This is a genomic window from Nocardioides ultimimeridianus (assembly GCF_054777895.1).
Genome location: NZ_BAAHAB010000003.1, coordinates 189,282 through 214,937 on the forward strand (window position 1 = coordinate 189,282; position 25,656 = coordinate 214,937).

Annotated in this window: 33 protein-coding genes and 1 pseudogene; 14 read left to right on the plus strand and 20 right to left on the minus strand. The window is 69.5% G+C overall.

From position 1 onward, the window contains the following. Positions 1-6 precede the first annotated feature (6 nt). The gene (locus ACYU8V_RS02125; protein WP_460844779.1) at positions 7-1,155 is read left to right on the plus strand and encodes an LCP family protein; all 1,149 of its coding nucleotides are present in this window, start codon (positions 7-9) and stop codon (positions 1,153-1,155) included. Positions 1,156-1,165: 10 nt separating this feature from the next. Here the strand turns inward: ACYU8V_RS02125 and ACYU8V_RS02130 are convergent, their stop codons facing one another. The 4 genes from ACYU8V_RS02130 to ACYU8V_RS02145 are packed head-to-tail and all read right to left on the minus strand — an operon-like array spanning position 1,166 to position 2,561. Further along, a complete protein-coding gene (locus ACYU8V_RS02130; protein ID WP_460844781.1) occupies positions 1,166-1,591 on the minus strand; it encodes a DUF6542 domain-containing protein in 426 nt (141 codons plus the stop codon). Between the two features lie 60 nt (positions 1,592-1,651). Further along, complete coding sequence (locus tag ACYU8V_RS02135) at positions 1,652-2,077, minus strand: GNAT family N-acetyltransferase (protein WP_460844783.1); 426 nt, start codon at positions 2,075-2,077, stop codon at positions 1,652-1,654. After that, positions 2,077-2,265 (minus strand): hypothetical protein, encoded by a 189-nt coding sequence (locus ACYU8V_RS02140; RefSeq protein ID WP_460844785.1) that lies wholly within the window; start codon positions 2,263-2,265, stop codon positions 2,077-2,079. Before ACYU8V_RS02140 ends, ACYU8V_RS02135 begins: the two co-directional genes overlap by 1 nt. 26 nt (positions 2,266-2,291) lie before the next feature. Next, positions 2,292-2,561 carry a hypothetical protein gene (locus ACYU8V_RS02145; RefSeq protein ID WP_460844786.1) on the minus strand — a complete coding sequence of 90 codons (270 nt, stop codon included), beginning with the start codon at positions 2,559-2,561 and terminating at the stop codon, positions 2,292-2,294. Here ACYU8V_RS02145 and ACYU8V_RS02150 point away from each other — a divergent pair. From ACYU8V_RS02150 to ACYU8V_RS02160, 3 genes are read left to right on the plus strand one after another with little or no spacing between them, the layout of a single operon-like run. Then, on the plus strand, positions 2,560-3,246 hold the full coding sequence (locus tag ACYU8V_RS02150) for a recombinase family protein (RefSeq protein ID WP_460844788.1): 687 nt from the start codon (positions 2,560-2,562) through the stop codon (positions 3,244-3,246). The two genes, ACYU8V_RS02145 and ACYU8V_RS02150, sit on opposite strands and share 2 nt — an antisense overlap. Next, on the plus strand, positions 3,237-3,722 hold the full coding sequence (locus tag ACYU8V_RS02155; RefSeq protein WP_460844789.1) for a recombinase zinc beta ribbon domain-containing protein: 486 nt from the start codon (positions 3,237-3,239) through the stop codon (positions 3,720-3,722). The genes ACYU8V_RS02150 and ACYU8V_RS02155 overlap by 10 nt, the downstream gene beginning before the upstream one ends. A gap of 30 nt (positions 3,723-3,752) precedes the next feature. After that, entirely contained in the window at positions 3,753-4,121 is a 369-nt protein-coding gene (locus ACYU8V_RS02160) for a hypothetical protein (protein ID WP_460844790.1), read from the plus strand. Between the two features lie 18 nt (positions 4,122-4,139). Here ACYU8V_RS02160 and ACYU8V_RS02165 read toward each other — a convergent pair whose 3' ends face one another. Beyond that, positions 4,140-4,832, minus strand: coding sequence for a hypothetical protein (locus tag ACYU8V_RS02165; protein ID WP_460844793.1), 693 nt, complete (start codon positions 4,830-4,832; stop codon positions 4,140-4,142). 673 nt (positions 4,833-5,505) lie between these two features. On the opposite strand from ACYU8V_RS02165, the gene ACYU8V_RS02170 reads away from it, so the two are divergent. After that, positions 5,506-6,123 (plus strand): recombinase family protein, encoded by a 618-nt coding sequence (locus tag ACYU8V_RS02170; protein ID WP_460844795.1) that lies wholly within the window; start codon positions 5,506-5,508, stop codon positions 6,121-6,123. A 9-nt stretch (positions 6,124-6,132) separates the two neighbouring features. Here ACYU8V_RS02170 and ACYU8V_RS02175 read toward each other — a convergent pair whose 3' ends face one another. The 3 genes and pseudogenes from ACYU8V_RS02175 to ACYU8V_RS02185 form a co-directional block, all read right to left on the minus strand. Next, the gene (locus ACYU8V_RS02175; protein WP_460844796.1) at positions 6,133-6,834 is read right to left on the minus strand and encodes a hypothetical protein; all 702 of its coding nucleotides are present in this window, start codon (positions 6,832-6,834) and stop codon (positions 6,133-6,135) included. 176 nt (positions 6,835-7,010) lie between these two features. Then, complete coding sequence (locus ACYU8V_RS02180) at positions 7,011-7,421, minus strand: hypothetical protein (protein ID WP_460844866.1); 411 nt, start codon at positions 7,419-7,421, stop codon at positions 7,011-7,013. Positions 7,422-7,505: 84 nt separating this feature from the next. Further along, positions 7,506-7,613: pseudogene (locus ACYU8V_RS02185) on the minus strand (DUF2510 domain-containing protein); the annotation flags it as partial. A gap of 168 nt (positions 7,614-7,781) precedes the next feature. Between ACYU8V_RS02185 and ACYU8V_RS02190 the strand changes: the two are divergent. The 3 genes from ACYU8V_RS02190 (at position 7,782) to ACYU8V_RS02200 (ending at position 10,240) form a co-directional block, all read left to right on the plus strand. Continuing rightward, a complete protein-coding gene (locus ACYU8V_RS02190) occupies positions 7,782-8,306 on the plus strand; it encodes a hypothetical protein (protein ID WP_460844798.1) in 525 nt (174 codons plus the stop codon). Continuing rightward, entirely contained in the window at positions 8,306-9,259 is a 954-nt protein-coding gene (locus ACYU8V_RS02195; RefSeq protein ID WP_460844799.1) for an exonuclease domain-containing protein, read from the plus strand. The genes ACYU8V_RS02190 and ACYU8V_RS02195 overlap by 1 nt, the downstream gene beginning before the upstream one ends. A 750-nt stretch (positions 9,260-10,009) precedes the next feature. Then, positions 10,010-10,240 carry a hypothetical protein gene (locus tag ACYU8V_RS02200; protein WP_460844800.1) on the plus strand — a complete coding sequence of 77 codons (231 nt, stop codon included), beginning with the start codon at positions 10,010-10,012 and terminating at the stop codon, positions 10,238-10,240. A gap of 315 nt (positions 10,241-10,555) precedes the next feature. Here the strand turns inward: ACYU8V_RS02200 and ACYU8V_RS02205 are convergent, their stop codons facing one another. The 4 genes from ACYU8V_RS02205 to ACYU8V_RS02220 all read right to left on the minus strand — a co-directional run bounded on the left by ACYU8V_RS02205 (position 10,556) and on the right by ACYU8V_RS02220 (position 12,646). Beyond that, a complete protein-coding gene (locus ACYU8V_RS02205; RefSeq protein ID WP_460844801.1) occupies positions 10,556-11,329 on the minus strand; it encodes an exodeoxyribonuclease III in 774 nt (257 codons plus the stop codon). Between the two features lie 17 nt (positions 11,330-11,346). Continuing rightward, positions 11,347-11,583, minus strand: a complete 237-nt coding sequence (locus ACYU8V_RS02210) for a hypothetical protein (RefSeq protein ID WP_460844803.1) — start codon at positions 11,581-11,583, stop codon at positions 11,347-11,349. A 103-nt stretch (positions 11,584-11,686) separates the two neighbouring features. Next, positions 11,687-11,950, minus strand: coding sequence for a hypothetical protein (locus ACYU8V_RS02215; RefSeq protein ID WP_460844805.1), 264 nt, complete (start codon positions 11,948-11,950; stop codon positions 11,687-11,689). 54 nt (positions 11,951-12,004) lie between these two features. Next, complete coding sequence (locus tag ACYU8V_RS02220; RefSeq protein WP_460844806.1) at positions 12,005-12,646, minus strand: TetR/AcrR family transcriptional regulator; 642 nt, start codon at positions 12,644-12,646, stop codon at positions 12,005-12,007. Between the two features lie 74 nt (positions 12,647-12,720). On the opposite strand from ACYU8V_RS02220, the gene ACYU8V_RS02225 reads away from it, so the two are divergent. Genes ACYU8V_RS02225 through ychF form a run of 3 tightly spaced genes read left to right on the plus strand, consistent with a single transcriptional unit; the run spans position 12,721 to position 15,256 of the window. Next, positions 12,721-13,845 carry an oxygenase MpaB family protein gene (locus ACYU8V_RS02225; RefSeq protein WP_460844807.1) on the plus strand — a complete coding sequence of 375 codons (1,125 nt, stop codon included), beginning with the start codon at positions 12,721-12,723 and terminating at the stop codon, positions 13,843-13,845. Between the two features lie 43 nt (positions 13,846-13,888). Further along, entirely contained in the window at positions 13,889-14,140 is a 252-nt protein-coding gene (locus ACYU8V_RS02230; RefSeq protein ID WP_460844809.1) for a hypothetical protein, read from the plus strand. A 42-nt stretch (positions 14,141-14,182) separates the two neighbouring features. Further along, on the plus strand, positions 14,183-15,256 hold the full coding sequence (gene ychF, locus ACYU8V_RS02235) for a redox-regulated ATPase YchF (protein WP_460844810.1): 1,074 nt from the start codon (positions 14,183-14,185) through the stop codon (positions 15,254-15,256). Here ychF and ACYU8V_RS02240 read toward each other — a convergent pair. Then, positions 15,253-15,909 (minus strand): SMI1/KNR4 family protein, encoded by a 657-nt coding sequence (locus ACYU8V_RS02240; RefSeq protein ID WP_460844812.1) that lies wholly within the window; start codon positions 15,907-15,909, stop codon positions 15,253-15,255. The two genes, ychF and ACYU8V_RS02240, sit on opposite strands and share 4 nt — an antisense overlap. A gap of 68 nt (positions 15,910-15,977) precedes the next feature. Further along, positions 15,978-16,661, minus strand: coding sequence for a type 1 glutamine amidotransferase domain-containing protein (locus ACYU8V_RS02245; RefSeq protein ID WP_460844813.1), 684 nt, complete (start codon positions 16,659-16,661; stop codon positions 15,978-15,980). Between the two features lie 100 nt (positions 16,662-16,761). Between ACYU8V_RS02245 and ACYU8V_RS02250 the strand changes: the two genes are divergently transcribed. Then, the gene (locus tag ACYU8V_RS02250) at positions 16,762-17,658 is read left to right on the plus strand and encodes a LysR family transcriptional regulator (RefSeq protein ID WP_460844815.1); all 897 of its coding nucleotides are present in this window, start codon (positions 16,762-16,764) and stop codon (positions 17,656-17,658) included. 142 nt (positions 17,659-17,800) lie between these two features. Next, positions 17,801-21,721 (plus strand): hypothetical protein, encoded by a 3,921-nt coding sequence (locus ACYU8V_RS02255; protein WP_460844817.1) that lies wholly within the window; start codon positions 17,801-17,803, stop codon positions 21,719-21,721. A gap of 30 nt (positions 21,722-21,751) precedes the next feature. Here the strand turns inward: ACYU8V_RS02255 and ACYU8V_RS02260 are convergent, their stop codons facing one another. From ACYU8V_RS02260 to ACYU8V_RS02285, 6 genes are all read right to left on the minus strand, one after another. Continuing rightward, a complete protein-coding gene (locus tag ACYU8V_RS02260; protein WP_460844819.1) occupies positions 21,752-22,090 on the minus strand; it encodes a hypothetical protein in 339 nt (112 codons plus the stop codon). 5 nt (positions 22,091-22,095) lie between these two features. Beyond that, on the minus strand, positions 22,096-22,611 hold the full coding sequence (locus ACYU8V_RS02265; protein WP_460844821.1) for a pyridoxamine 5'-phosphate oxidase family protein: 516 nt from the start codon (positions 22,609-22,611) through the stop codon (positions 22,096-22,098). Between the two features lie 80 nt (positions 22,612-22,691). Next, entirely contained in the window at positions 22,692-23,165 is a 474-nt protein-coding gene (locus ACYU8V_RS02270) for an SRPBCC family protein (protein WP_460844865.1), read from the minus strand. Continuing rightward, positions 23,162-23,878, minus strand: a complete 717-nt coding sequence (locus tag ACYU8V_RS02275) for an enoyl-CoA hydratase/isomerase family protein (RefSeq protein WP_460844822.1) — start codon at positions 23,876-23,878, stop codon at positions 23,162-23,164. Before ACYU8V_RS02275 ends, ACYU8V_RS02270 begins: the two co-directional genes overlap by 4 nt. After that, a complete protein-coding gene (locus tag ACYU8V_RS02280) occupies positions 23,875-24,726 on the minus strand; it encodes an SDR family NAD(P)-dependent oxidoreductase (RefSeq protein WP_460844823.1) in 852 nt (283 codons plus the stop codon). Before ACYU8V_RS02280 ends, ACYU8V_RS02275 begins: the two co-directional genes overlap by 4 nt. Further along, positions 24,723-25,211 (minus strand): VOC family protein, encoded by a 489-nt coding sequence (locus ACYU8V_RS02285; RefSeq protein ID WP_460844824.1) that lies wholly within the window; start codon positions 25,209-25,211, stop codon positions 24,723-24,725. Before ACYU8V_RS02285 ends, ACYU8V_RS02280 begins: the two co-directional genes overlap by 4 nt. Before the next feature lie 118 nt (positions 25,212-25,329). Between ACYU8V_RS02285 and ACYU8V_RS02290 the strand changes: the two genes are divergently transcribed. Further along, positions 25,330-25,623 carry a hypothetical protein gene (locus ACYU8V_RS02290; protein WP_460844826.1) on the plus strand — a complete coding sequence of 98 codons (294 nt, stop codon included), beginning with the start codon at positions 25,330-25,332 and terminating at the stop codon, positions 25,621-25,623. Positions 25,624-25,656 lie beyond the last annotated feature (33 nt).

Genomic DNA, 25,656 nt, shown 5'->3' on the forward strand with positions numbered 1-25,656 from the left:
CCTGGTATGACTGCCCCGGGTGTGCCATCGGCGCCGGCTGCCAAGCCGGGACGGCGTCGTCGCCGGCGCCGTTGGGTACGGCCCACCCTGATCGGGCTGGCGGTCCTGCTGGTCCTCCTGGGCGGAGCGGCGTTCTGGGGCTACCGAACGATGGCGGGCAAGATCCACACCTTCGACGCCGCCGGCGTCGCCGCCCACCGGCCGAACCCCACCGGCGGAGAGAACGTGCTGCTCATCGGCACCGACTCCCGCGCGGGTGCGAGCGGCGTCCTGGGCGGGCGCGGCGACGCGGTGGGCCGTTCCGACACCACGATCCTCGTGCACGTCTTCTCCGGCAGCCGCCGCGCGGTAGCGGTGTCGATCCCGCGTGACTCGCTGGTCACGGTGCCGTCCTGCCGGCTGCCCGACGGCACCTGGACCCAGCCGCAGCACGACGTCATGTTCAACTCTGCGTTCAGTGTGGGCGACACGGTGGAGGGCAATCCCGCGTGCACCCAGAACACCGTCGAGAAGCTGACCGGGCTGCGGATCGACCACACCGTCGTCGCCAACTTCGCGGGCTTCGCCGCCCTGTCGGACGCTGTCGGCGGCGTCGAGGTCTGCGTGCCGAACGCGGTCTACCAGGACGACCTCCGCCCACAGATGACCACCCGTGGACGACTGCTGTTCCACGCCGGCCGCCAGCTGGTCGAGGGTGCGAAGGCGCTGGACTACGTGCGGATCCGGCACGGGCTCGGCGACGGCTCCGACATCGGGCGGATCAAGCGCCAGCAGGCGTTCCTGTCCTCGATGATCGACACGATCCGCAAGCAGGGCCTGACCTCCAGCCACCTGCTGCCGCTCGTCGACGCCGCCACGGCGAACCTGACCTTCGACCCCGGCCTCGGCTCGCCCCTCAAGCTGATGTCCTTCGCCATGGGCCTGCGGCACCTACAGCCGTCCGACATCGACTTCGTGACCGTCCCCTGGCGGTACGACGGCTACCGGGTCGCGATCGTCGAGCCGGCCGCGCGGCGGCTGTGGGCCGCGCTGCGCAACGACCAGCCCGTGACCGGGCCGGCGGGGGCGCACCGGCATCGCCATCCTGCGGTGCCCAGGACCGTCCTGGTCGGCGGCCGCACCGCCAGCACGAATCCCTGTGCGAACCTGACCTGAGCAGGTGCGGTCAGAGCCCGCCGACGCGGGTCAGCACCCGGCGGCGTACGGCGAGGATGGCCAGGCAGGCCAGGTAGCCGGTGACCAGGGCCAGGCTGTGGTGCGACAGACCCGTGACCGTCGCCTGGAGGGTGCCGTCCGACGCCTGGGCCACCGACTCAGGCTGGGCGAACCCGAGCAGGGCGACCGTCCCGGCCATGGCCAGCGGCGGGAGCACGCCGACGGTGAAGAAGTCGTGCGGGCGGACCGAGAGGGCGGCGTACAGGCACACGGCGACGAAGACGAGGTCGAACAGGCCCCCGAGGTGGTCGGCCATGCCGACCTCGACCGCGGTCACGGTCAGCAGCAGGGCAGCCGCCAGCGCCGCGACCTCCCGCCCAGGTTCGCGGCCCTCTTCCCACAGCGTGCGGGGCCGTGGCTGTGCCACTTGGCTCACGCTCTCCACGGTAGGCGCACGGCGGGGTGTGCTCGGTACGGCGCGCCGAGGCGGGCTCGTTCAGGTGGTCGGCAGCACCCGGCGCCGCCATTCCTCCTGGGGCGTGTAGCCGGCGGCGCGCCATAGCGACTGCCCGAGCGCGTTGCCCTCGAGCACCATGGCGTCTATCCGCGCGGCACCGAGCTCGACGAGCCGTTGCTGTGCGGCCGCGAGGAGCAGGGGGCCCACCCCTCGGCGGCGGACGTCGGGGTGGACGGCGAGTCGGTAAAGGTGTGCGCGCCAGCCGTCCCAGCCAGCGATGATCGAGCCGACGATCCGGCCGTCCTGCTCGGCGACGAGGCACGCGTCGGGATCGCGAAGCAGGACCGCTACCACCTTCTCAGCGGTGTCGGTCGGCCTGGCGTCGTTCTCGGCCGCGACCTCCCACAGGGCGAGCAGGGCGGGTACGTCGGCCGGGCCGGCCGCGCGCAGCGTGGGCGTACCCATCACGGGCGGCCCTGTCGGCTGCGCGCGTACTCGTACAGGTCGCCTCGCAGGGACGAGAGCTGGTAGATCACGACGAGAACGAGGAGCCCGACGCACAGAGCGCCCCCGGACGCGTCGTTCGAGGTGAGGATCACCCCGAAGCCGACAACGACGAGGACGAGAGCGAGGACGGCTTCGACGATGCGCATGGCCGATCCTGACACGGCCCTCCCGCTCAGTCGGTGAGGTCGACCACGACGGGGGCGTGGTCGGAGGGGGAGCCCGTGCCGATCGCCGGGTTGCGCTCGTCGCGGTCGACGAAGGCGCCGGTGACCCGGTCGGCGAAGGCGGGGGAGCCGAGGACGAAGTCGATCTTCAGGCCCCGGTCGCGCTCGAAGCGCTGCCGGTAGTAGTCCCAGTGTTGACTGGGACAATAGTTACTTCCTGAGCGTTGAACTGAGCGAGGGCCGACGTACGGCCACCGGGCGCGAGGAGATCCGGTCATGGGTGCAGCAGTCGAGCACGGCGAGCCGTGGGACGCCTACGAGCGGATCAGCGACGACCCCACCGACGAACGGGAGGGGGTCGGTCGGCAGGTCGCCGACACCGACAGCGCCGTGGCGGCCCGTCGAGGCCACGTAGAGCGCCACCACACCGAGAACGACACCTCGGCCTACAAGAAGCGCCCGGTCGAACTCACCGACCCCGTGGGCGGCTACAAGTACACCGGCTACCGGGTCTTCCGCCCGGTCTGGGCTGAGGCGCTGCGGCGGCTGCGAACGGGTGAGGCCAAGCGCCTGATGGTTTACGACCTCGACAGGCTCGCCCGCGACCCGCGAGACCTTGAGGACGCGATCGAGGTGGTCGAGCACTACGTCGCTGAGATCCGGTCGGCCACGGCGTCAGAGATCGACCTGTTCACCGAGACCGGCCGGATGAACGCTCGGCTCCTGGTGATGATCGCGAACAAGGCCAGTGCTGACACCGCCCGCCGGGTCAAGCGCCAGAAGAAGCAGCGGCTGACTGAAGGGAAGCCGCCGGGTTCGCGCTACCGGACCTTCGGCTACAACGTCACCAAGCGTGCTCGTGACGGCAAGAAGCCCGGGTGTGGTCTGTCAACGAGGCGGAGACCGAGATCGTCCGGGAGGTCTTCGAGCGGATCGCCGCTGGAGAGTCGGTCATGTCGGTGACCCGTGATCTCGCCGGGCGGGGCGTCAAGCGGGTCTCGGGGGAGCCGTGGGCGTACGCCGCGACCATGCGGCTGCTTGACTCGCCGATCTACTGCGGGTGGGTGTCCTACAAGGGCCAGAAGGCCCACAGGGTCGATCCCGCCGTCGTGGAGCCCTTGGTGTCCGAAGACCTCTACGACGCCGCTGTAGCGCGTCGGGATGCCGCCAGGAAGCCCGGCCGGACCAATGCCCGCAAGCACCTGCTGTCGGGCATCGCAGTGTGCGGCCGGTGCTTGACGCCGATGACGGCCACGGGCCAGCGCCAGGGCTCACAGGGCATCTACGTGTGCAACCGGCAGGCCGGTGGCTGCGGCAACACCACGGTCACTCGCGCCCCGCTGGATCGGCTGATCGAGAACGCCGTCAAGACGGGCCTGTTCGTCCAGTCATCGCCCGGTGGCGACGAGGGCGAGAGGTTGCAGCAGGAGGCTGCGTAACGAGCCGCTGAGATCGACGCGGAGATCGCGGTGATCGACGGGCGGATCGCCAAGACCCAAGCAGCACTGACCGGCGGCGGACTGTCGTACGAGGACGGCCTGCCGATGCTGGCCGACCTGCGGAAGACCCGGAAGGCGCTCCAAGCCGACCGGACCAAGGCCGCCGAGGTGCGTGGGGAGTTCCTCAGGCCGCTGGACGACTACGAGTCAGCCGGACTCGGTGCCCGCGTCGCTGAGGTCAAGCGGTCGATCTCGGTGATCTTGGTCAACCCCACGTCGAAGCGCGGGCGGAACTCCTTCGACCCTGGCCGGGTCGACGTGGTGCTGACCAACGGTGACAAGATCAACGGCGCAGTGATCTCCGAGAACTCGGTGCAGTTCGAGGATCTGCCGATCTAATGGCCGAGGAGGACGACCTCAGGATTGGCTCAGAGCGACGCAGATGCCCTCGAACAGGTGGAATCGCTTGTGGAAGATCCGCCACCAACGAATGGCGTCGCGCTGCGTCCGAGAGTGCGTCAACTTCAAGATCGCGCCGACAGAACCGTCGAGGGCCTGCTTAGTGTCCAGGTTGCCGTGATCCCAGGCGTAGGTGAGCGCCTCGGCAAACTTCAAGTACGTCTTGCGATCACTCCTTGTCACGATGTGGAGTTTCTGGGCCTGCGCGGCGACGAACCTGCACGTGACCGCGAGCGAGACGTTGCGAAACTCAGACTTGGGCTTGGAGACGACCTCGATCTTGCTGGTGTCGCGGATCTGCATCTGCGTCGCGCCCTCGTAGGTGCTGATGTCGCCCGTCACGCACACCCGCGACGACTTGGAGGGTGCCTTGTAGTTGTCTTGGTCCCACACGATGACGACGAATCTGCTCGGGTTCGGGTACGGCTTGCCGACGTTGAGGAACGTGTCGTTGGTGTCCTTCGCCGTGCTGACGACTGGACCGCACACGCGGGCGGTGTCGCCCACGTGATCGGCCGCCGCGCTCCACTCGATGGTCGAAGGAGACGGTGCGCCCCCGCCGGTCGTGGAGCCGCCTCCGCACGCCGCAGTCGTGCCGACAAGCAAAGCGATGGAAGCGACGCCGAAGGCCGATTGAGTCCGAGTCTTCACGTGGCGGAACCTACTGGCTTCAGGCGCAGTCCACAGCCGAATCTGGTGACGACGGGGCCACCGGGCGTTTACACGGGCAGTCGGCGCGGTGGTGGTTTCAGGGGTGGACAGGGGTGGACATGTCCACCCCTGACCTCTCCCTCGTCGTGATTGTCAGTCAGCGGCCGTTTCGCGTTTCCGCAGGTCAGAGGCTATATACATACATACTCTCTGGGTTTCGCGTACGCGGAGAATGAGTTCAGGGGTGGACATGTCCAGTGTCCACCCCTAAATGTCCACCCCTGAATCTGGGGTGTGCGAACGGGCCGGGCCTGGGCCGGGCTTGGCTCTCCTCGCCCACGTCGAGGTCGAGGCTGTCGGCCACGTGCGCGGTCATGGAGTCGATGTGGAGTTCTGGATTGCTCTGGCGCTCTCCGAACCGACTTCAATATGACCTTCCGCGTGCGTCAGACCGCCCATAGAACCGGGGTTTCGAGCGCGGACGCCGTTTCACAGAACCGGCCGAACGTCCCCGAAGTCGCCGTTTCAAAGTTCCCGAGAACGCGTCGTTCTGGAGTACACCCGTGCCAGACATCGGCGAGCGTCCCGAGGAATTTCAAAACGGCCGGATTCGTTGTGCAGATAGAGCCCTTCCGGGCTTGTTGGGCGCTCTTGAAAGGAACAACCAGCCCAGATGAACGAAACTCAGCAATCCGGCCGCGTCGTCGGCTACGTCCGCGTCAGCAGCGCGGCTCAGAACCCTGCTCGGCAGTATGAAGCCCTCGGCGACGTGTCATTGAGCCCCCGCACGGGTAAGCCACTGGTGTTCGAGGACAGGGTCAGCGGGAAGACGGCCGACCGGCCCGGACTGGACGCGCTCCTGGAGTACGTCCGCGAAGGTGACACCGTCCGAGTCGCGTCGATGGACCGGCTCGCCCGCAACCTGCTCGATCTCCGCGGCATCGTCACCGACCTGACTGAGCAGGGCGTCAGCGTGGAGTTCGTCAAGGAAGGCCAACGCTTCGGCTTCGGTGCCCGCGACGCCTCGGCCACGTTGCTGCTCAACATCATGGGTGCGGTCGCTGAGTTCGAGCGCGAGTTGATCTCCGAGCGCCAGAAGGAAGGCATCGCCCTGGCGAAGCAGCGCGGCGTCTACAAGGGCCGGGTCGCGGCACTCAAGCCCGAGCAGGTCACTGAGGCCAGGAGGCTCGTGGACCATGGCGTACCCAAGTCGAAGATCGCCCGCGACCTCGGCGTCAGCCGGGCGACGCTGTACTCGGCCCTGTCTGGCACCGGCACCTACGCGGCCTGACCGCTCCATTCACTTGCGTCGGAGCGAGCCGTTCGTTCCGAAGTCCACGAGCGTGGTCGCCAGTTGCACAGCGGCGCGGGCTTCGTTCGCGTCGTTGATGGTGACAGCACCCGACTCGCCGTGTCGTGTCTTCTGCCCGTAGGCCAGCGTGCGCAGCATCTGGAGAACGGTGTCGATCGTGTCGATTACCGGTTCATTGGCTCCGGCCGCCATGCCGCGAGCGTCGCCTAGGGCGAACTCGAAGTTGGACCTGCCGTCGCGCAGCGCATTGATGATCTGTGTGATGGTTGCTCGATGGTTGTTGGGGATGACGATGCCTCGGAGTGCGCCCTCGACCGCCTTGATTGAGGCGTCGTACGAGGGACCCGGCCGAGGCGTACGCGAGTAGGCGTCATTCCAGGCTTCGGCCAGCCAGTGCGAAGGCCCTTGGTCTGCCGCTTCGATCGCCGCGTCGGCGCGGGCCTGCACCGTCGGGTCTACCCGGTATCCCAGCGCTCCATCGCGCACGGTCCAGATCGAATGGGCGGTCAAGAAGAGGCGCTCCAATGCCGCAAGATCGTCGTCGTCGGACGTGTGTTCAACGAGGTATTCGACGATCTCCAGCAACAGGACGCCGTTTCGCAAACACGCGGTTCGGACCTGTGCTCGGATGTTGTCGTCGTTGTACCAATCGACATGATCCAAACCCCACTCGAATGCCACGTTCAGCAAGTTCAGAACGTGGCTGTTCAGGTGGCCCTCGCACCAAGCCCATAGGGCTCCCTTTAGGTGGCTCGGGACTCCGTCATGGAAGGGCTTCAACGCCTTGGCTCTTGCGCGGGCTCCGGGCTCAAACGGCACGTCTCCAACACTAAGCAGAGGTGCCGAAGGATTGGTCGCGATTCGCCCTAACGCACAGGGCGTTGCGGAGTGCTGGCGGGGCGGTAGGCAGCGGGCAGCCACATGAGTGCCACGACGCCGAGGAGGATCATGAAACCCACCGCGTCGACCGCTCGGTCCCACGGCATGTAGGACGAGTCCGCGACGATCAAGATCGCGCCAAGCCCGGCGAGGCCAGAAAGGGCACTGATGACGATCTTGGTCCACTGTTGACCGCGCCATGCCCATAGTCCGGTCAGCACGAACGACGCGAGGACAGCGATCGCGTCGAGCGCGATGCTGCCAGCATCTTGAGAGCGCCATGACTGCTCTGTAAACACGCCCCCCTGGCTCGCCGCATAGTCAAGCCGGGCAGTCTGCGTGGCGATCACTGCAATGGTCTCGATCAGCCAGAAGATCGGCCCAATCGACGCCAGCACGACTGCCCAGGTGTATGGAGGGCGATCAGGCTGCCGAGGCATAGGCACAGGTGGTCTCGGCCCGAAGCCCGGCGGGTGCGGCTGGAGTGCCGGGACTGTGTGGCCCGTCCACCGAGTCCTATCCCAGTAGCGAAGCAGCCCGGGCGACTGAGGATCTGGGTGCCATGCCGGGGGAGCGGGGGGAGGCTGCATCTCACTCACAATCGGACGATAGGCCTCAGTCGACCAGCGTGTTCGCAGATTGGGTAAGCCAGATGCTGCGAAACCCTGCGAAGGGTCGGACCTACGTGTTACTCCTCTGCCATGCGAGGTGTGGCAACGATCGACCGACAGCCCGGCGGGCACCAGATCGCGGTTTGGGTGACCAGTTCGCTGGCTCAGCCCAGCGCGAGCCACGTCAACGCCGTGGTCATGGAGGCTGAGGCTGCGGACACCCACGAGAAGGTGCGCTCTCTGACCCGCTCGTGTGTCGTGCTCGCGACGGACGGCTCCACGCTCGACGGCCTGCCGGTCGAAGGCGCGGTGCTTCACACCTCGGACCTGGACCATCTCTTGGACGAGACCGCCGTCCAGCAGAATCGCATCGTGGATGCGATCCGGTCCTACCGTGGCTCGCTGGTCGTGCCGACCTTCCCGGACCGGCCGGAGCCGAGGGACTTCCAGCCGACCGAGGACACGGCGTCGGCACGAGCCTTCGCTGCTGCGTCCTACCTGCGGGCGGCGTGGCACGCATGGCTCAAGACCGAGGACGAGCGGGTCCGCAGGACGATCCAGCCCCGCACCGGCAAGACGCCGTGGATCATGCCTGAGGACATGAACTCGCCGGTCGTCGCCACGTTCCCCGAGGCGTTCGCTGCCCGGCTGACCGAGCAGGCGCTGGTCTGATGCTCGACTACGTAGCGATCGACTTCGAGACTGCCAACTCCTACCGGGGCTCGCCGTGCTCGGTGGGCTTGGTGAAGGTGCGCAACGGCCAGATCGTGGACGAGCGGCACTGGCTCATTAGGCCCCCGGCGGGCGCTGACTGGTTCTCCGACTTCAACATCGCGGTTCACGGGATCACGCCGGACATGGTCGAGGACGCGCCACGCTGGAACCTCGCCCTGCCCGCGATCGTGGACTTCATCGGCGACGACGTGGTGGTGGCTCACAACACGGGCTTCGACATCGGAGTGATCCGGTATGCCTGCGCGGTGGACAACATCGAGTGGCCCGAGATGCGGTTCCTCTGCACCCTCAACATGGCTCGGCGGGCGCTCTCGTTGCCGTCCTACAGGCTGCCGTTCGTCGCGGATGCTGTGGGCGGTGAGATGGGCCAGCACCACGACGCCCTGGACGATGCGCGGGCCGTGGTCGCGATCGTCTCCGGGTTCGCGGCGCTGGAGAACGCCCTCGACATCGACGCCCTGGCGAAGTCGCTGCGGATGGGCATCGGCCGCATGTCGGCCGGGATCTACAAGGGCAGCGTCTGCACGGCCACCGGCAACAACGGTCTCGTCAGCCCGGACCTGAACCCCGACGCAGACCCGGAGGGCTACCTCTACAACCGGGTCGTGGTGTTCACCGGGGCGCTGATGTCCATGACCCGGCAGATCGCCTGGGAGGAGTGCGCCAACGTCGGGGCGGTCGCCGAGAAGACACCGACCAAGCGCACCAACGTCCTCGTGGTGGGCGACATCAACCCGGCGGTGCTCCGCCCCGGTTCCAACATCACAGGCAAGGCCCGCAAGGCCTTCGAGTTGCAGGACAAGGGCCAGGACATCGAAGTGATGACCGAGGACGACTTCCTGCGATGCCTCGACGGCAAGCCTCTGGACATCGCCGAACTGCTGGGCTGATCGAGATGCGGGTGCCGGGCCGAGGTGCTCGCGATCTCGGTTCGGGTAGGTCTAGCCTGTGCTGCCGCTCCAACGGCGAGGGGCACCCAGGCTGCGTAAAGGCGCGGGACGATTGCCACGCTTTTGGCGTCAGAGCCAGCGGCATCCCAATAGCATCGCGACATGTCATGCCCATCTTGCGGAGGTACTGACCGCGAGGCGCTCGCGCCCGGCTTGTTCCGCTGCACCTCCCCGGTTGTCACCTCGGTGCCGAACATCGCCCTCGGCAACCCGACGCCGGGGTTGACGACCCGGAGTGATCCGTGTGGCGCTGAGTACCAAGAAGGGTTGACGATGACTGCTCAACTCTGTTCCTGCGGAACAGGCGCCGTTGGGGTCTGCCAGGAGTGCAACGAGTTCCGGTGTGGCTATTGCAGCGGCGTGATTCGCGGTCAGCGCCGTTGCTATGCCCACGAAAATGAGCGTGCTGCGGAGGCCACGAGGACACGGCAACGGGAGGCTCGCGCGGCGCAACAAGCATCCCGTAGGGCGAGCGCGTCACACCTGCCCGCGCGTCTGTCAGACCAGGTCCTAGACGACATGCAGACGTGCGTTTGGTACGGCACGGTCTGGGTGGGCAATGTAACTCCCTCAAACCGAGGGGCGATCGACGACAGGGCTAACGGGATCGCCCATCGCCTCGAAGGCTTGGGGCCTCAGCAGTTTGGTCGGGCTTTAGCCCAGTACTTGCGGACCACTCACGTTGGCACCGTGAAGTACAAGACCAGTCTGGTCGCCCGCACTTCCGTCTTTCAGGGCGTCAAGTTTCCCGGGATGAAGGATTGCTACTTCTCCACCGCCGGGAACTGGTATGTGGCGACCAAGTTCAGCCACGGCAGTGGTTGGGGCGAAACCTGGACGAGCGTCGAGCAAATCGGGCGGACGACCATGACCGCAGAGCAGTGGAAAGCAATCCTCGCCCGTCTGCCGAATCCGCGCTGATTGCTCTAGAGATCAAGCGAACAGGTCGGCGGCGCTCACGCCGAGTGCCTCGGTGCGACGGCGAGAGCTCCGCATGAACGACCGGCTCGGGCTGTACGGGTGTGCATTCCCAGTAATCCGCGATGACCCGGTTGGTTCCGGGCCATGTGCCGACGATGTGCTCGGTCGCAACATAGTCCGGCGCGCTCGGAAGTCGGTCGCCAACATCAACTCGGTCAGGGAACTCCATAACCAGTGCGGCGATCTGACCGCGCTGGTGCAGATGGAATTGAGTCATGCCTTCACCGTACGACCGCTGTCTCGGCTCGTTCGGCACTAGTCGGTGATGTCCACGATGATCGGCGCATGGTCCGATGCGCCGGGCTCGTTGAACCGCTCCTCCAGGTCGATGCTCGCGTGGGTGACGCGAGCCGCCAGTGGGGGAGAGGCGAGGGCGAAGTCGATCTTGAGACCGCGCTCGCGGTAATTGGATCTTTTCTTCTGGTAGTAGTCCCAGTAGGTGTAGCCGGGCGCGTGGGGGCGGGTGACCTCGGTCCAGCCGGCGTCCAGGAAGGCCTGGAAGGAGGCCCGCTCGGCGGGGGTGACGTGGGTCGAGTTCGCGAACTGCGTCACGTCGAAGACGTCGTCGTCGGTGGGGCAGATGTTCCAGTCGCCGACCAGCGCGGCAGGCGTCTCCAGCCACTCGGCCGCCGCCTCGCGCAGGCGCTGCAGCCAGTCGAGCTTGTAGACGTAGTGCGGGTCGTCGGGCTTGCGGCCGTTGGGGATGTAGAGCGACCAGATGCGTACGCCGCCGCACGTCGCTCCGAGGGCCCGTGCCTCGGGCCTCTCGTTGAAGTCCGGCATCCCGGGGAACCCGACGGTCACGTCCTCGATGCCGACCCGGCTGATCAGGGCGACGCCGTTCCACTGGTCGTAGCCGACCGCGGCGACGTCGTACCCGCGCGCCTGCAGACCCATCAGCGGCAGCTGCTCCTCGCGCGCCTTGATCTCCTGGACGGCCAGCACGTCGATGTCGTGCCGCTCCAGGAAGGCCTCGACCCGGTCGATGCGCGAGCGGAGGGAGTTGACGTTCCAGGTGGCGATCCGCACCCGGCGAGGCTATCGCCTCAGTCGTCCTGCCCTGCTCCGTGCCACCGGGTGTGGATCGGGCCCTTGGCCACGGATAGGACCAGGAAGGCGAGCAGGGCGAGAGCGCCCGTCGGCACCGTCGCGGGCCAGGGGAGGAGCGCTGCGGTCACCGCCGGGACGAGGGCGAGCACGACGACCGAGACCCAGCCCTGCCAGGTGATCGGCACGCCGCCGTACGACGTGCGCCTGCGTCCGAACCAATGCCGCCTGCTCATGGGGCCAAGGTAGGGACGCGGCCGGTCGGCGACGGTGACGATCGGCGACGTCGGTCGTAACGAGGTACTCACGGGCCAACAGGCCGCGCTCGGCCCAGAAGTATCAGTCGTCGTGGCCGAAGCGCAGCCAGTGCGGCATCGGGCTGCGGGCGATCGCCACCGCGAACGTGCACAGCAGCAGGAACCCGAACAGGGCGAGCCAGCCGAGGACGGCGAGGGTGGAGTCCGCCTCAACGATCAGCAGGCCCCCGGCCACCACGATGACCGCCTGGATCGCGATCAGGACGAACGCCTGCCAGGTCACCGGCACGAGCAGCTGGCCCAGGTTGCGGCGGTTGAACCAGTAATGAACCGAATGAGTCGCCATTGACACTCTCTGTTCCGGGGGTTCCGGGGTGGGTGGGGCCGAAGTTACGCCAGGTCAGGCGTCGGGGGAAGCACCCTCCACCAGGAATCGGGCGGCGAGCAGGCCCTCGAAGGTGTCGATGAGCCGCTCGGGCGGACACGCCTCCGGATCGGCGAGCACCAGTCGCGCGAAGTCCTCGCCCACCGCCATCACCATGTGGGCCACGACCTCGGCGTCGAGGAACGGTCCGCCGCGCCGCTCGAGACCGGTCTCGACGGCGTCGGCGATGTAGCCGCGGATCAGGTCCTTGGTGCTCTCGATCCGCTCGCGGACCACGTCCGGGGCGTTGCGCGTCAGGCCGAGGACCGGTCGCCACACCTCGGGCTCCTTCTGTACGACGTCCAGGAAGGCCCGCAGCATCCGGACCAGCCACAGGTCGATGTGCTCGGGGAGGTCCTGGGGGAGCAGGTGGATCACCGAGGCGAGCGCGCGGCGCTGGGTGCGGTCCAGGAGGGCGTCGAGCAGCGGTCCGAGGCCGTCGTACGCCGAGTAGACGACCGGCCGGGTCACGTCGGCCTCGCGGGCGATGGCCTCGATGGTCAGCTTGTCGTAGCCGTCCCGGGACAGCAGTCGCAGCGCGGCGTCGAGCAGGTGCTCGCGGCGTACCTCGACCGGCTGGCGCGGCGCGTAGCGCCGTTTGCCTGTGGGCTCCGTCACTCCATCGACAATATACAGGGGCGTCAATTTGTGCGAACCTACACATCTGTAGCAATTGCGACACCGTGTCGCAGGTGGACGAGGAGGTCCCGATGTTCGGCGTGAAGACCCGCAAGCAGCTGATGGCGACGTACGAGCCGATGGCCGACTACGGCTTCCTCGGTCCGGACTCGGTCTCCTGGAAGGTCTGGGGCCACCCGACGTCGTACGTCCTCGGCTTCGTGCGCGCGGTGACCATCGAGCACTTCGACCCGAACCTCGCCGCGGCCGTCATCCAGTCCGGTGGCGTGAAGTACCGGCCCTCGACCCGCTACGGCCGCACCCTGCGCTACTTCGGCCTCCAGCTCTTCGGCGGTGCCGAGCAGACCTGCCGCGCCGCCGACGTACTGGTCAAGGTGCACTCCAAGGCGATCGGCCACGACCCCGTCACCGGCGGCACCTACGACGCCAACGACGGCGGCTCGCAGCTGTGGATCCACGTCACCGCATGGCACTCGATCCTCAAGTGCTACGAGATGTTCGGTCCCGGCAAGCTCACCGAGGACGAGGAGAACCGGTTCTGGGCGGAGATGAAGGAGGTCGCCAAGCTCCAGACGATCGACCCCGACCTCGTCCCGACCAGCCGGGAGGCCGTGCACCGCTACTTCGAGGAGTGGCGCCCGCGGCTGGCCGCCTCCGAGGGCGCGCAGGACATGATCAAGTTCATCCTGCCGATCGACGTGGCGCTGCCGGTCGACTCCCCGGCGTGGCTGAAGGCGGCGCTCAAGCCGGCGATCGTGCTGCTGACGAAGGCCGTCATCTCGACCTACCCGAAGCACATGCGCGACATGGCGGGCCTGCGCCAGGGGCGGCTGACCGACGCCGCCGTCCGGCTGCCGGTCAAGGCGATGCACTCCTTCCTGAACAGCAACCTCAGCGTGCGCCTGCTCTTCATGGACTTCATCGCCCCGCAGGCCGTCCCGGTCGCCGCTCCGGCGATCCTCGGCATCCCGCCGGTCTCGGACAAGGTCTGGGAGGTCCGGGAGGCGCAGGCCCACTTCGGCTTCGACGTCCCGGCCGAGGCGCACCGCGACCTGAGGGACCGGCAGCACGAGCGCGTCTTCGCCAAGGGCGAGAAGCCGTCCGACGAGGGCCTGGTGGAGTCCCAGGCGCACATCGGCTCGATGGACGTCCTGAACCCGCAGGCCCTCGGCGCCTGAGCCGTCACCGTTTGCCCGGCGGTGCTGGGGGTACCTGCGCGGCATGTCCGCCGGGATCGTCCTCATCATCGTCGGCGCGGTGTTCGCCTTCGCGCTCCGCTCCGACGGCACCTGGGTGGACACCCGCGCCCTCGGCGCGATCCTGATGCTCGGCGGGCTCGCCTTCGTGGCCCGCGCGCTGGTCGGGCGGCGCGAGGTCGTCGTCCACGAGGAGCACACCGAGTCCGACGGCCCGGACGGACTCGAGGAGGACGGCCGGGAGCGGCGCGTCGTCGTGGAGAAGCGCGTGGAGTGACGAATCGGCCGGGGGCGTCGTACGCACCTAGGATGGCGACCCGTGGCACTCACCATCGGCATCGTCGGTCTCCCCAACGCGGGCAAGTCGACGCTCTTCAACGCGCTGACCAAGAACAACGTGCTCGCTGCGAACTACCCGTTCGCCACGATCGAGCCGAACGTCGGCGTCGTGGGCGTGCCCGACCCGCGGCTGGCCCAGCTCGCCACGATCTACGGCTCGCAGCGGCTGTTGCCGGCCACGGTCGAGTTCGTCGACATCGCCGGCATCGTCCGCGGCGCCTCGCAGGGTGAGGGCCTGGGCAACAAGTTCCTCGCGCACATCCGCGAGGCTGCGGCGATCTGCCAGGTCACCCGCGTCTTCCGCGATGAGGACGTCACCCACGTCGATGGCGAGGTCAACCCCGCCAACGACATCTCGACCATCCAGACCGAGCTGATCCTGGCCGACCTGGAGACCGTCGAGAAGGCCCTCCCGCGGCTGGAGAAGGAGGCGCGGGTCAAGAAGGAGGCCGCGCCCAAGCTCGCCGCGGTCAAGGCGGCCAAGGAGGCCCTCGAGGCCGGTACGCCGATCATCGCGGCCGACATCGAGCGCGAGCACGTCGCCGAGCTGACGCTGCTCACGGCCAAGCCGTTCATCTACGTCTTCAACTGTGACAGCGACGAGCTGTCCGACGAGTCGCTCAAGGACCGGATGCGCGAGATCGTCGCGCCGGCAGAGGCGATCTTCCTCGACGCGAAGTTCGAGTCCGAGCTGATCGAGCTCGACGACGAGGAGGCTGCGGAGTTCCTCGCCGAGGCCGGGATCACCGAGCCCGGCCTGGAGGTCCTCGCGCGCGTCGGGTTCGACACCCTCGGCCTGCAGACCTACCTCACCGCCGGGCCCAAGGAGGTCCGCGCCTGGGAGATCAAGAAGGGCGCGACCGCTCCCGAGGCGGCCGGTGTCATCCACACCGACTTCCAGAAGGGCTTCATCAAGGCCGAGGTGGTCTCCTTCGACGACCTGATGGCCGCGGGCTCCGTGAACAAGGCGCGAGAGCTGGGCAAGGTGCGCATGGAGGGCAAGGACTACGTCATGGCCGACGGTGACGTGGTGGAGTTCCGCTTCAACGTCTAGCCGCGAGGCCCGGTCAGGCCGAGGAGGGCTCGCCACTGCTCGGCCGCCGGACAGGTCGGATCGATCGGGCCGCCGTCGGCGGCGAACGGCAGCCACTGCCAGTCCTCCTGACCGGTGAACGCCAGGGGCGCCCAGCGATCGACGAGATCCATCAGGTCGGAGGCGAGCCGGTGGCCGTGCCCCTCCCCGTCGTCGTGACTGAGGTAGACGATGGCGCCCTCGGTCGCCGGCTCGAGATCGACGGCGAGGAAGTCGCCGTTCCCGACCTCGCTCAGTGCGAGCTTGTCGTGCCACACACGGTCGTAGGGGTCGTCGGGATCGCTGAAGACCTCGGTCTTCCAGCCGAGGCACAGCTCCTGCAGGTCCGGCAGCGCGGACAGCGACCAGGCGACCTGCCCGCAGAAGTTCTGTCGGAAGGGGTCTGGGAACCGCAGGGACGAGGGCGCGAACCAGGACCATTCGACGCCGGCGCTCAGCCGGGTGAACGCGGCCGTCAGGCTCTCGGGCAGGTCGAATCCGAGCGCGTCCTCGACAGAGCGGACCGCGCCGGAGCCGGCCGGTTCGAGCACGGTGTACTCGCGGACATCCATTCCGCGATCGACCAGTGCGTGGGACTGGGCGCGAAGGAGCTCGAGGAGTGCCGGCCGGTCCATGTCGCCCAGTATCGCGCCGCTGAGCCGGCGCCGCCCGTCGGCTGACGGGCGACGCCGCTGTCAGTGGCTCAGGCCAGGGCGTCCACGAGCAGCTTGCCCACCGACGCGCTGGACTGCGGGTTCTGGCCGGTGATCAGGTTGCCGTCGACGACCACGTGGTCGCTCCACGGGGCGCCGACCTCGACCACGGCGCCGGCCTCGCGGAGCCGCGACTCGGCCAGGAAGGGCGCGTTCGCGGCCAGGCCGCCCTGGCGCTCCTCCTCGTCGGTGAAGCCGGTGATCCGCTTGCCCGCGAAGGCCCAGGTGCCGTCCGTGCGGTCGGCCGCGAGGAGCGCGACGCTGCCGTGGCACACGACCGCCAGGGGGCGGCCGGAGTCGAGGGCGGCGACCAGCAGCGCGCCGGAGTCGCGGTCGTCGACGAGGTCCTCCATCGGGCCGTGGCCGCCGGGGTAGTACACGGCGGCGTACGCCTCGAGGTCGACGTCGGTGAGGGCGATCGGGTGCCGCAGGGCGTCGATGGCGTCGAGCTCGGCGGTCACGTCCGCGCCGCCGGTGTACTCGGGGGTGAGGCTCGCCCGGTCGACGGTCGGTACGACGCCGCCCGGGGTCGCGATGTCGACGGTGTGGCCCGCGGCGGTCAGCGCGCGGTAGGGCTCGAGCAGCTCCTCGGCCCAGAAGCCGGTCGGGTGCGCGGTGCCGTTGGCGAGCGTCCAGGTGCTGGCGCCGGTGACGACGAAGAGGATCTTGGCCATGTCGGTCTCCTTGGATCGGGTGGGAATCGGTGGGTCCTGTGCAGGGGGTACGTCGGTGCCAACCCGCCTCTCTCGTCATCCACTCCGATAGATTGCCGATGTGAGCGATAGTTCTGCTGATGGGTTGGGCGACCTCCACCTGTGGCGGACCTTCCTGGCCATCCACCGCCAGGGCTCGATCTCGGCCGCGGCCCGCTCGCTCGGCCTCGCCCAGCCGTCGGTGACGGCCCAGCTGCAGACCCTCGAGCGCCGTCTCGGGGAGGCGCTGTTCGAGCGGCACGCCCGCGGGGTGCTGCCCACGCCCCGCGCGGACGAGCTCGCCGCGCACTTCGCCGGCCCCTTCGACGCGCTGGCGGCCGCCTCGGCGGTCGCGGTCGGCGACGACGACACCCCTCCGGTCCGGGTCGGCGGCCCGGCGGAGTTCCTCGCCGAGGTCGCCCTCCCGGCGCTGGCCGGCGAGGTGGCGGCCGGGCTCCACCTGCGCGTCGTGTCCGGCCTGACCGACGACCTGCTGGCCGACCTCCGCGCGGGCCGGCTGGACGTGGTCGTCTCGACACGCCGGCCGAAGGGTCGCTCGCTGAGGGCGGTCCCGCTGGCCGACGAGGAGTTCGTGCTCGTCGGTCCGGCCGGGTCGGCACTGCGCCCGGTGGCCGGCCCCGACGAGCTGAGCGGCGTACCCCTCATCGCGTACGCGCTGGACGTGCCGATCCTGCGGCGCTACTGGCGCCACGTCTTCGAGCGCCGTCTCGACGTCGCGCCCGCGGTGACCGTGGCCGACCTGCGGGCGGTCCGCGCGGCGGTCGCGGCCGGGGCCGGGGTGAGCGTGCTGCCGCGCTACCTGGTGCAGGAGATGCTCGACGCCGGAACGCTGGTGGAGCTGGTCGCCACCGACGACCCGCCGCTCAACACCACCTTCGCGGTCACCCGCGCGACGGCGGCGCCCGGTGTGCTCCGCGTCGTCGAGGCGCTGCGGGTCGCCACGGCGCACTGGCGCTGACGCCCGGACGGAAGTCATCCGGCCAGATCGGCCTAGACAGGAGATCGGCCTTCCGCCGCCACCCTTGCCAATCAATCCTCGGAGGTCCAGAGTGCGGTGTGGTGGTCACCCGGGCCACCTTCGGTCGCGCAGAGGTACTCCCATGCTCGTTGCGTCACGCCTTCGTCGTATCGTCCCGGCCACCGTCGTCTCGGTGATGGCCGCCTTCCTGGCAGCGGTGGCGCCTCCGGCGCACAGCGCTCCGTCGGGTGACGACACACCCGTCCTGCTGACGCCCAAGGGCGAGCACGAGACCGGGGACGACGAGGCGTCCTTCGACAAGCTGCGCGACGCCTACTACTGGAGCCGGCTGCTCGCCGGTGACAGCCCGATCTCGCTCACCCAGGCGGCCCAGCTGCGGACCAAGGCCGTGAAGGCCGCCGCCGCGACGCCGCACTCCGCCCCTGCCGGCGCGGCCCGCGGTGGTGCGTGGTCGGGCCAGGGCCCGGCGCCGATCGTGCAGGTCGCGCGCACCTCGAACACCTTCGAGGCGGTCGCCGGCCGGGTCGGGGCGCTGGCCATCCGCAACGACGGCACGATCATCCTCGGCGCCGCACAGGGCGGGATCTGGACCTACGACGCCGGCAGCGGCACCTGGACCTCGCGGACCAGCAACGCCGACACCCAGTCGGTCGGTGCCCTGGCCATCGCGCCCAGCAACGACAGCGTCGTCTACATGGGCTCGGGCGAGGGCGCGCTGTCCGGTGACAGCTACTACGGCGACGGCTTCTACCGGTCGACCGACGGCGGCATCTCCTGGCAGCACGTCTCCACGCTGTTCACGGGCCAGGCAGTGTCGGCCATCGCCGTCGACCCGACGAACCCGCAGCACGTGTACGCCGCCACCCTGCGCGGCCGCGGCGGCAACCACCGCACGACCAGCCCCGCGGCCCAGCCCTACGGCATCTACGAGTCGACCGACGGCGGCACGACCTGGACCCTGCGCAAGGGGACGACGGACCAGCTGCACGGAGCGACCGATCTCGTGATCGACCCGCAGGACAAGAACGTCCTGTTCGCCTCCTTCTGGGGCGACGGCATCTACAAGTCGACCGACGGCGGCAAGACCTGGGCCACCGCGATGAACGGCCTGCCGGACGGCAACTTCCTCGAGGGCGGCACCCGCTTCTCGCTCGGCATCTCGCACCCCTCCGCGAGCGCGGCCGCGACGCTCTACACCGGCTTCGACTACTTCGACAGCGCCGACACCTACCACAAGGGGCGCGTCTACAAGTCGACCGACGGCGGCGCGAGCTGGGCCGCGACGCCGGTCGGCAGCGGCCGCAACTCGATCCTCGACTACTGCGGCACGCAGTGCTTCTACGACAACGTGGTCAAGCCCGACCCGACGAACCCCGACGTCGTCTACGTCCTGGGCTCCTACGGCTACAACTTCAGCCCGCAGTCCAACGGCGTCTTCCGGTCGACCGACGGCGGCGCGACCTGGAAGAGCCTCGGCTACGACCTCCACCCCGACTTCCACGCCTTCGCCTTCCAGCCCAACGACACCTCGCACGTCGCGATCGGCAACGACGGCGGAGTGTGGGACTCGCACACCGGCGGCGGTCGCAACGGCGCGACCGACCCGTTGTCCGCGGCCGACTGGCAGGACCTCAACGGACAGGTCAACCCCACCACGGGCGCGCTGATCCACTCGACGGGTCTGGCGATCACGCAGTTCAGCTCGATCGCGACGGCGCCCCTGGTGCCCGGCCAGTACTGGGGCGGCACCCAGGACAACGGCACCCTGCGCAAGTCGCTGGCCAACCAGCGCTGGTTCGACCAGGCCAGCGGTGACGGCGGCCAGGTGATCGTCGACCAGTCGACGCCGAACCCGATCAACCCGAGCGTCCCGGCGTACGTCTTCGGCACCTACACCGGTACGTCGATCTACCGCTACGACCCCTCGGAGACGAACACCTTCTTCGGCAACGAGGCGATCGACGGGGGCATCGACCTCAGCGACCGTGCGGAGTTCTACCTGCCGTGGATCCAGAACCGCGGCAACGTGAACCAGATGTTCCTCGGCACCTACCGGGTCTACCGCACCGACAACGCGGAGGCGCCCGGCGCCGGTGACGTGCACTGGGACGCCATCAGCGGCGACCTCACCAGCGGGTGCCTCGGCTCCGCGCCGAACGGGGCACGCGGCTGCCTCATCTCAGCGCTCGGCATGGCCGACGGCGGCGACGGCGTGTACGCCGGCACCGACGAGGGCTGGATCCAGGTCAGCCCGAACGCGGCCACCTCGTCCGACCCCAGCTGGCACCGGGTGGGTCAGACGGTCCTGCCGAACCGGCCGGTCGACCAGATCGCCGTCGACCGCTCCAACTGGCGGATCGCCTATGCGGCGTACGGCGGCTTCGGTGCGGCCACGCCCGGCAACAGCGGGCACCTCTTCGCCACCACCGACGGCGGAACGCACTGGGCCAACATCGGCACCGGGCTCCCGGACGTGCCGGTCAACACGGTCGTCCTCGACCCGTCCGACTCCAAGACGCTGTACGTCGGCACCGACGTCGGCGCCTTCCTGACCACCAACGGCGGCGGCAAGTGGTACTCCCTCGGCACGGCGCTGCCGAAGGTGGCCGTGTGGCAGATGGACTATGACGCCACCAACGGCGTGCTCGTCGCGGGCACGCACGGACGCGGCGCCTACACGCTGACGAACACCACGCAGCGGCCGGCGCTGGTCGTCTCCGAGGCGGACTCGGGCAGGCCGGTCGGACCGGGCAGCACGATCGACTACACGATCACGCTGCGCAACATCGGCAACGGCGCCGCCAGCGGGGTCTCGGTCACCGCGCCGGTGCCCACGCACACCTCCTTCGTGTCGGCCGGTGACGGCGGCTACCTGGGCGGAAGCACCGTGCACTGGGACGGCAAGACCGTCCCGGCGGGCGGCAGCATCACGCTGACCTACCGCGCGCGCATCGACGCGAACCTGTCCGGCTCGGTCACCGCGATCACCTCCGACGGCATCGTGGTGAAGACGTCCGCCGGACCCGCGGCGACGGGCAGCCCGCACACGACGCTGATCGCGGCCGCGCACGCCCTGAAGGTCGCACCGACCTCCGGTCTGGAGGGCGCGAAGGTCGGCCAGTCCGCGTCGTTCGTGGAGCACCTGACGAACGCCGGCTACCAGACCGACACCTACGCGGTGTCGGCGTCGGGTGGTGGCTGGCCGGCGGCGACGTACGACGCCAGCTGCACGACCCCGATGACGACGACGCCGAGCGTCGCGGCCGGTGACTCGGTCGACGTCTGCGTGAAGGTGGACGTGCCCGCGGGCGCGGCCGACGACGCGCGGGCCGACACGACGTTCGACGCCCACTCGACGGCGGCCCCGTCGGTGACCGGGTCGGCGACGCTGACCTCGATCGCGGTGGCGAGCGACGTGCTGCTCGTCGCGGGCGACACGCCGACCCCGGGGACCTCGGGCCAGTACTACCAGGCCGCGCTGGACGCGAACGGCGTCACGTACGGCTCCTGGGACCTGAAGAGCGACCCGGACATCCCGTCGTCGTACATCAACGCCCACAGGACCGTGGTGTGGTTCACCGGCAATGCCTACCCGGGCCCGATCACGCCGTACGAGAGCGAGCTGTCGTCGTTCCTCGACGGTGGTGGCCGGCTGTTCCTGTCCGGGCAGGACCTGCTCGACCAGGCGGCGGGCACGACCGCGTTCGTCCACGACTACCTGCACGTGGACTGGAACGGCACCGAGGCGCAGAACGACCGGGCCACCGTGAACGTCAACGGCGTCGCCGGCAACCCGGTGACCGACGGGATCGGCACGGTGCCGCTGGACCACAGCGTCCTGAACGCCGCGTTCGAGGACGAGGTCACGCCGATCGCCCCGGCGACCGCCGCGTTCACCGACGACGCGGCCGAGCCGGACGCGCTCAGCGTTGCCGACGGGTCCTACAAGGTCGTGTTCCTGGCGTTCCCGTTCGAGGCGTACGGGAACGCAGGGGATCGGGCGGCCCTGATGAACAAGGCACTCACCTGGTTCGGCTCCTGACCGGGCACCCGCGCGACGTGCCTGCCGGACTCACTCCGGCAGGCCGTCGCCGGGGAAGCCGAGACAGGGGAGGACCTCGACGGTCATCATGCCGGCGCGGACGCACGGGTCGGCCGACATCGTGCGCTCGGCGTCGTCGGGCGGGAGCGTCATGATCGCCACGCCGGCGAGAGTTTCGGAGAGCACCGGGCAGAGGACGGCGATGGCGCCGGCGGCCCGCAGACCGACCATGCGACGCTGGTGCTCGAGCTCGATCGCGTCCGCGCCGGGGTGGTCACGGCCCGGTGCCCAGCGCAGCTGGACGAGGCTGAAGGGCCGGGCGGTCGCCGCGAGTGCCTGGATCTGGTCGTCGGTGATGGCGTCGTTCATGACGCTCACCTACCCGTCTCCGACGCGCTGACGCGCTCCGCCCGCTCGCGGACCAGCTCCTCGACCGCGCTCGGCAGCGTGGTCTCGAAGTCGATGAGCTTGGCCCAGGTGGGGGTGATGACGACGCGGACCATGCCGCCGGCGTACAGCGAGCGGACCTCGGCCTCCCAGGCCACGCGCTGCTCCTCGCTCATCTCGTAGGTGCCGTTCATCTGCAGGAACTCCTCGGGGATGCCGTCGACCTCGTCGAGCTCGGCGGTGCCGCGCAGCAGCAGGATCTGCGGCGGGTGCACCTCGGTGTCGATGGTCAGCGCGACCTGCGGGTTGCGCCGCAGGGCCGGCAGCTTGGGCGCGTTCGGGATCGTGCAGACGACGATCTCGGAGCCGTTCCAGGTGAAGGCGATGGGGATGTTGCGCGGCGTGCCGTCGGCGGCGACGTACGCCATGCGCACGATGTCGCGCGCCAGCAGCTCCTGGCTCAGCGGGCGGTTCAGGATCTCGGTGATCTCGCGGGGTGCCATGGTCGTCTCCTCGGGTGTCGGGCCCGTCCGGCCCTCGTGCCCCTGGGACGGAGACGCCCGCCCGTTCTCGACATCGGGCCTCAGCGTGACTCGAGGAGCTCCTTGAGCCGGCGCAGGTCCTTGGTCGTTGCGGACCGCATGGCGCGGCTCATCAGCGGTGCCGCGAGCGACCCGAAGCCGCTGGGTGCGCCGGTGTTGCGCAGGGTCATCCGGGTGCCGTCGCCGGCCGGCGACCAGGTGTAGGTGGTGCGCATCGGGAACGGGCCGTCGGCTGTCTCCATCACCATCCGCTCGCCGGGCACGAGCTCGACGACCTCGTAGGTGTAGGCGATGCGGCGGCCCAGGAAGTGCGCGACGAAGTCCATCCGGGAGCCGAGCTCGACCGGGCCGGGGGTGTGCAGCTCGACGCTGCGGATGTTGACGTACCACTCGGGCGCATGCACCGGATCCGCCGCGTAGGTCGCGACGACGGCGACCGGGCGCTCGATGACGGTGGAGACCTCGACGTCGACGTTCGCGCCGCGATCGTCCCACGCGTGGGCGAGGTCGGTCAGCGCGCCTGCGGCAGCCCGGCGCCGTTGCGCTGGAAGTCCACGAGCAGGGCGTTCTCGTGCTCGATGCGCTCGGGGAGCTGCTCGAGATCGCGGAACATCGCCTTGAGGGTCCGTACGCCGGCGGGCGACTGCCGCGTGATCGCGCCGGCCAGCTCCAGCGCGGTCTCCTCGGCCAGGTCGGCGGGGACGCTGCGGTGCGCGAGGCCGAGGGTGGTGGCCTCGTCGGCACCGATCGCGCGGCCGGTGTAGATCAGCTCCTTGGCGCGGGACAGGCCGATCAGCGTGGTCAGCCGGGCCGGGCCGACCGGGACGCCGAGCCGGGCACCCGCCCAGGCCAGCTTGAGGTTGTCGCCGGCGACCCGCAGGTCGCAGCCGGCCACGATCTCGGCGCCGGCGCCCACGCAGTCGCCCACGCACACCGCGATGGTCGGCACCGGCACCTGCTCGACGCGCAGGTAGAGCTCGGCGAACGCCTCCATCCGCGTCACCCCGCCGGCCGCGTCGAGCTCCTCGCCCACGTCGGCCCCGGCGCAGAACGCGGTGGTGGAGGTGGTGGACAGCACGACCGCGCGCACGTCGGCGTCGTCGGCCAGCTCCGCCAGAGCGGTGTTGAGCAGACGGATCGTCGCGGTGTCGAGCGCGTTGCGCTTGGTGGGCCGGTCGATGCGGAGGATCTCGACGCCGTCGTCACGGCGCTCGCGGAGCAGGCTCATGGGCCCTGAGTATGGCGACCCTCCGCGAGCCAGGTGGCCGTGGCGTCCCACAGCCGCGCCGCCGTGGTGGCGTCGCCCGCATCCGGCGAGGGGTCGGCCGGCCCGCCGTCGCGGTAGTAGCCGGGCGCCAGATCCGGCGCGGTCGCGCACAGCACGGTGGTCCGGGCGCCCTGCTCGGGAGTCATCAGCGCGCGCCGCTCGAGCGGTGCGGCCAGCCTGCGCAGCGCACCCAGCACCGGGCTCGTCTCCAGGCCGCGGTCGGCGATGCGGGTGTAGACCTCCCCGGGGTGGACGGCGTACGCCGTGATCCGGGGGTGTCGCCTCCCGAGCTCGGTCGCGTGGTGGAGGAGCCCGAGCTTGGAGGTGCCGTAGGCGGCCCACGACTCATACGGTCGTACGCCGCCGAACAGCGCCGCGTTGCTCCCGCGCCGGTGCAGCTTGGACACCACGTTCACCACCCGGGGATCGGGGGAGGCCTCGAGGAGCGGCAGGAGCAGCGCGGTGAGGTGCCAGGTGCCCAGGTAGTTGACCCGCCAGTGGATCTCGTGACCGTCGACCAGCTGCGGCTCCTTCCAGCGCGATCGCAGGTCGAGGTGGATCCCGGCGTTGTTGACCAGCACGTCGAGGGTGGAGCGCTCCTCGGCGTACCACTGCGCGAAGGCCTGGACCGACGCCCGCGAGGAGAGGTCGAGGTCGTGCCCGACGACACCGTGCCCGATCCGCGCCGCGGCGGCCGAGGCACCGGACCTGGTCGTGACGACCACCTCCGCGCCCTGCTCGACCAGCAGACGGGCGGTCGCCTCGCCGAGCGAGCGCTCGCCGGCGCCGGTGACGAGGACGCGGGTCATCCGGCCGCCTTGATCGCGGCGAACAGCTCGTCCATCTCCGGCGAGATCCGCGCCAGCTCGACGTAGGGCGCCCCGAACGCGGAGCAGTCCAGGTAGGCGAACTCCATCGGTCCGGCCATGGTCCCCGACATCAGCACCTCGATGCCCTCGGCGGCGGCCGCGTCGAGGGCCTGCTGCAGGTCCGGGACGCGGAAGCAGACGTGGTGCAGCCCGGGGCCGGACCGCGCCAGGAACTCCGACCACACGCTGTCGCCGGACACCGGCCGGATCAGTTCGAGCTGGAGGTCGCCGCTGTAGGCCATCGAGACGTCTGCGATCGCGTCGCACGGCCGGCCGCGGAAGGTGCAGCTGTCCGGCCCGAACCGCACCCCCGGGATGCGCGTCCATGCGCCGACGCCGAACCGGCCGGTCAGCAGGCGCTCGGTCGCGTCGAGGTCGTCGGTGACCCAGGAGACCTGGGAGAGCGGTTCGTGGGTGATCGGCACGGGCTCCACCTGACGGGTTGGGAAGTAGAACGTGTTCTATCACGTTCCCGGTCGGCTTGACGTCCTCTTAGCGGTTCGCTGAGGAAGGCATAGGGCCCGCTCTGACATCGTGGGGCGCATGGAGGGAAGCACCGGAACCGCTGGACGCACGCGCCTCGTGGCGCGCGCACGGCGCTACCTGGCCGTCGTGGTGACGGGCGGCATCGCTGTGGGCGGCGGACTCACCGTCGCCGCCGCCCGGCTCGGTCCGCCGACGGCGGCGAGCCGACCGCACGGCTCGACCGCCTCGCGGCCGCGGGGCGCGCACGCCGCGCAGGCCGCGCATCGCACGCGGCACGCGACGTCGCCCGTGCGCGCCGTACCGCACCCCCGGCGTGCCGCTCGTCCCGCCGCCACCACCCACTCGTCCTGACCCGTCCCAGCCCGATCCCGGAGAGATGATCCA

Bases quoted from the DNA above. Each gene is read 5' to 3' on its own strand.
- ACYU8V_RS02125 (WP_460844779.1), top strand. From the start codon at position 7: ATGACTGCCCCGGGTGTGCCATCGGCGCCGGCTGCCAAGCCGGGACGG.
- ACYU8V_RS02135 (WP_460844783.1), bottom strand. From the start codon at position 2,077: ATGGGTACGCCCACGCTGCGCGCGGCCGGCCCGGCCGACGTACCCGCC.
- ACYU8V_RS02140 (WP_460844785.1), bottom strand. From the start codon at position 2,265: ATGCGCATCGTCGAAGCCGTCCTCGCTCTCGTCCTCGTCGTTGTCGGC.
- ACYU8V_RS02150 (WP_460844788.1), top strand. From the start codon at position 2,560: ATGGGTGCAGCAGTCGAGCACGGCGAGCCGTGGGACGCCTACGAGCGG.
- ACYU8V_RS02145 (WP_460844786.1), bottom strand. From the start codon at position 2,561: ATGACCGGATCTCCTCGCGCCCGGTGGCCGTACGTCGGCCCTCGCTCA.
- ACYU8V_RS02155 (WP_460844789.1), top strand. From the start codon at position 3,237: ATGTCGGTGACCCGTGATCTCGCCGGGCGGGGCGTCAAGCGGGTCTCG.
- ACYU8V_RS02170 (WP_460844795.1), top strand. From the start codon at position 5,506: ATGAACGAAACTCAGCAATCCGGCCGCGTCGTCGGCTACGTCCGCGTC.
- ACYU8V_RS02195 (WP_460844799.1), top strand. From the start codon at position 8,306: ATGCTCGACTACGTAGCGATCGACTTCGAGACTGCCAACTCCTACCGG.
- ACYU8V_RS02210 (WP_460844803.1), bottom strand. From the start codon at position 11,583: ATGAGCAGGCGGCATTGGTTCGGACGCAGGCGCACGTCGTACGGCGGC.
- ACYU8V_RS02215 (WP_460844805.1), bottom strand. From the start codon at position 11,950: ATGGCGACTCATTCGGTTCATTACTGGTTCAACCGCCGCAACCTGGGC.
- ACYU8V_RS02230 (WP_460844809.1), top strand. From the start codon at position 13,889: ATGTCCGCCGGGATCGTCCTCATCATCGTCGGCGCGGTGTTCGCCTTC.
- ACYU8V_RS02240 (WP_460844812.1), bottom strand. From the start codon at position 15,909: ATGGACCGGCCGGCACTCCTCGAGCTCCTTCGCGCCCAGTCCCACGCA.
- ACYU8V_RS02245 (WP_460844813.1), bottom strand. From the start codon at position 16,661: ATGGCCAAGATCCTCTTCGTCGTCACCGGCGCCAGCACCTGGACGCTC.
- ACYU8V_RS02255 (WP_460844817.1), top strand. From the start codon at position 17,801: ATGCTCGTTGCGTCACGCCTTCGTCGTATCGTCCCGGCCACCGTCGTC.
- ACYU8V_RS02260 (WP_460844819.1), bottom strand. From the start codon at position 22,090: ATGAACGACGCCATCACCGACGACCAGATCCAGGCACTCGCGGCGACC.
- ACYU8V_RS02265 (WP_460844821.1), bottom strand. From the start codon at position 22,611: ATGGCACCCCGCGAGATCACCGAGATCCTGAACCGCCCGCTGAGCCAG.
- ACYU8V_RS02275 (WP_460844822.1), bottom strand. From the start codon at position 23,878: ATGAGCCTGCTCCGCGAGCGCCGTGACGACGGCGTCGAGATCCTCCGC.
- ACYU8V_RS02280 (WP_460844823.1), bottom strand. From the start codon at position 24,726: ATGACCCGCGTCCTCGTCACCGGCGCCGGCGAGCGCTCGCTCGGCGAG.
- ACYU8V_RS02290 (WP_460844826.1), top strand. From the start codon at position 25,330: ATGGAGGGAAGCACCGGAACCGCTGGACGCACGCGCCTCGTGGCGCGC.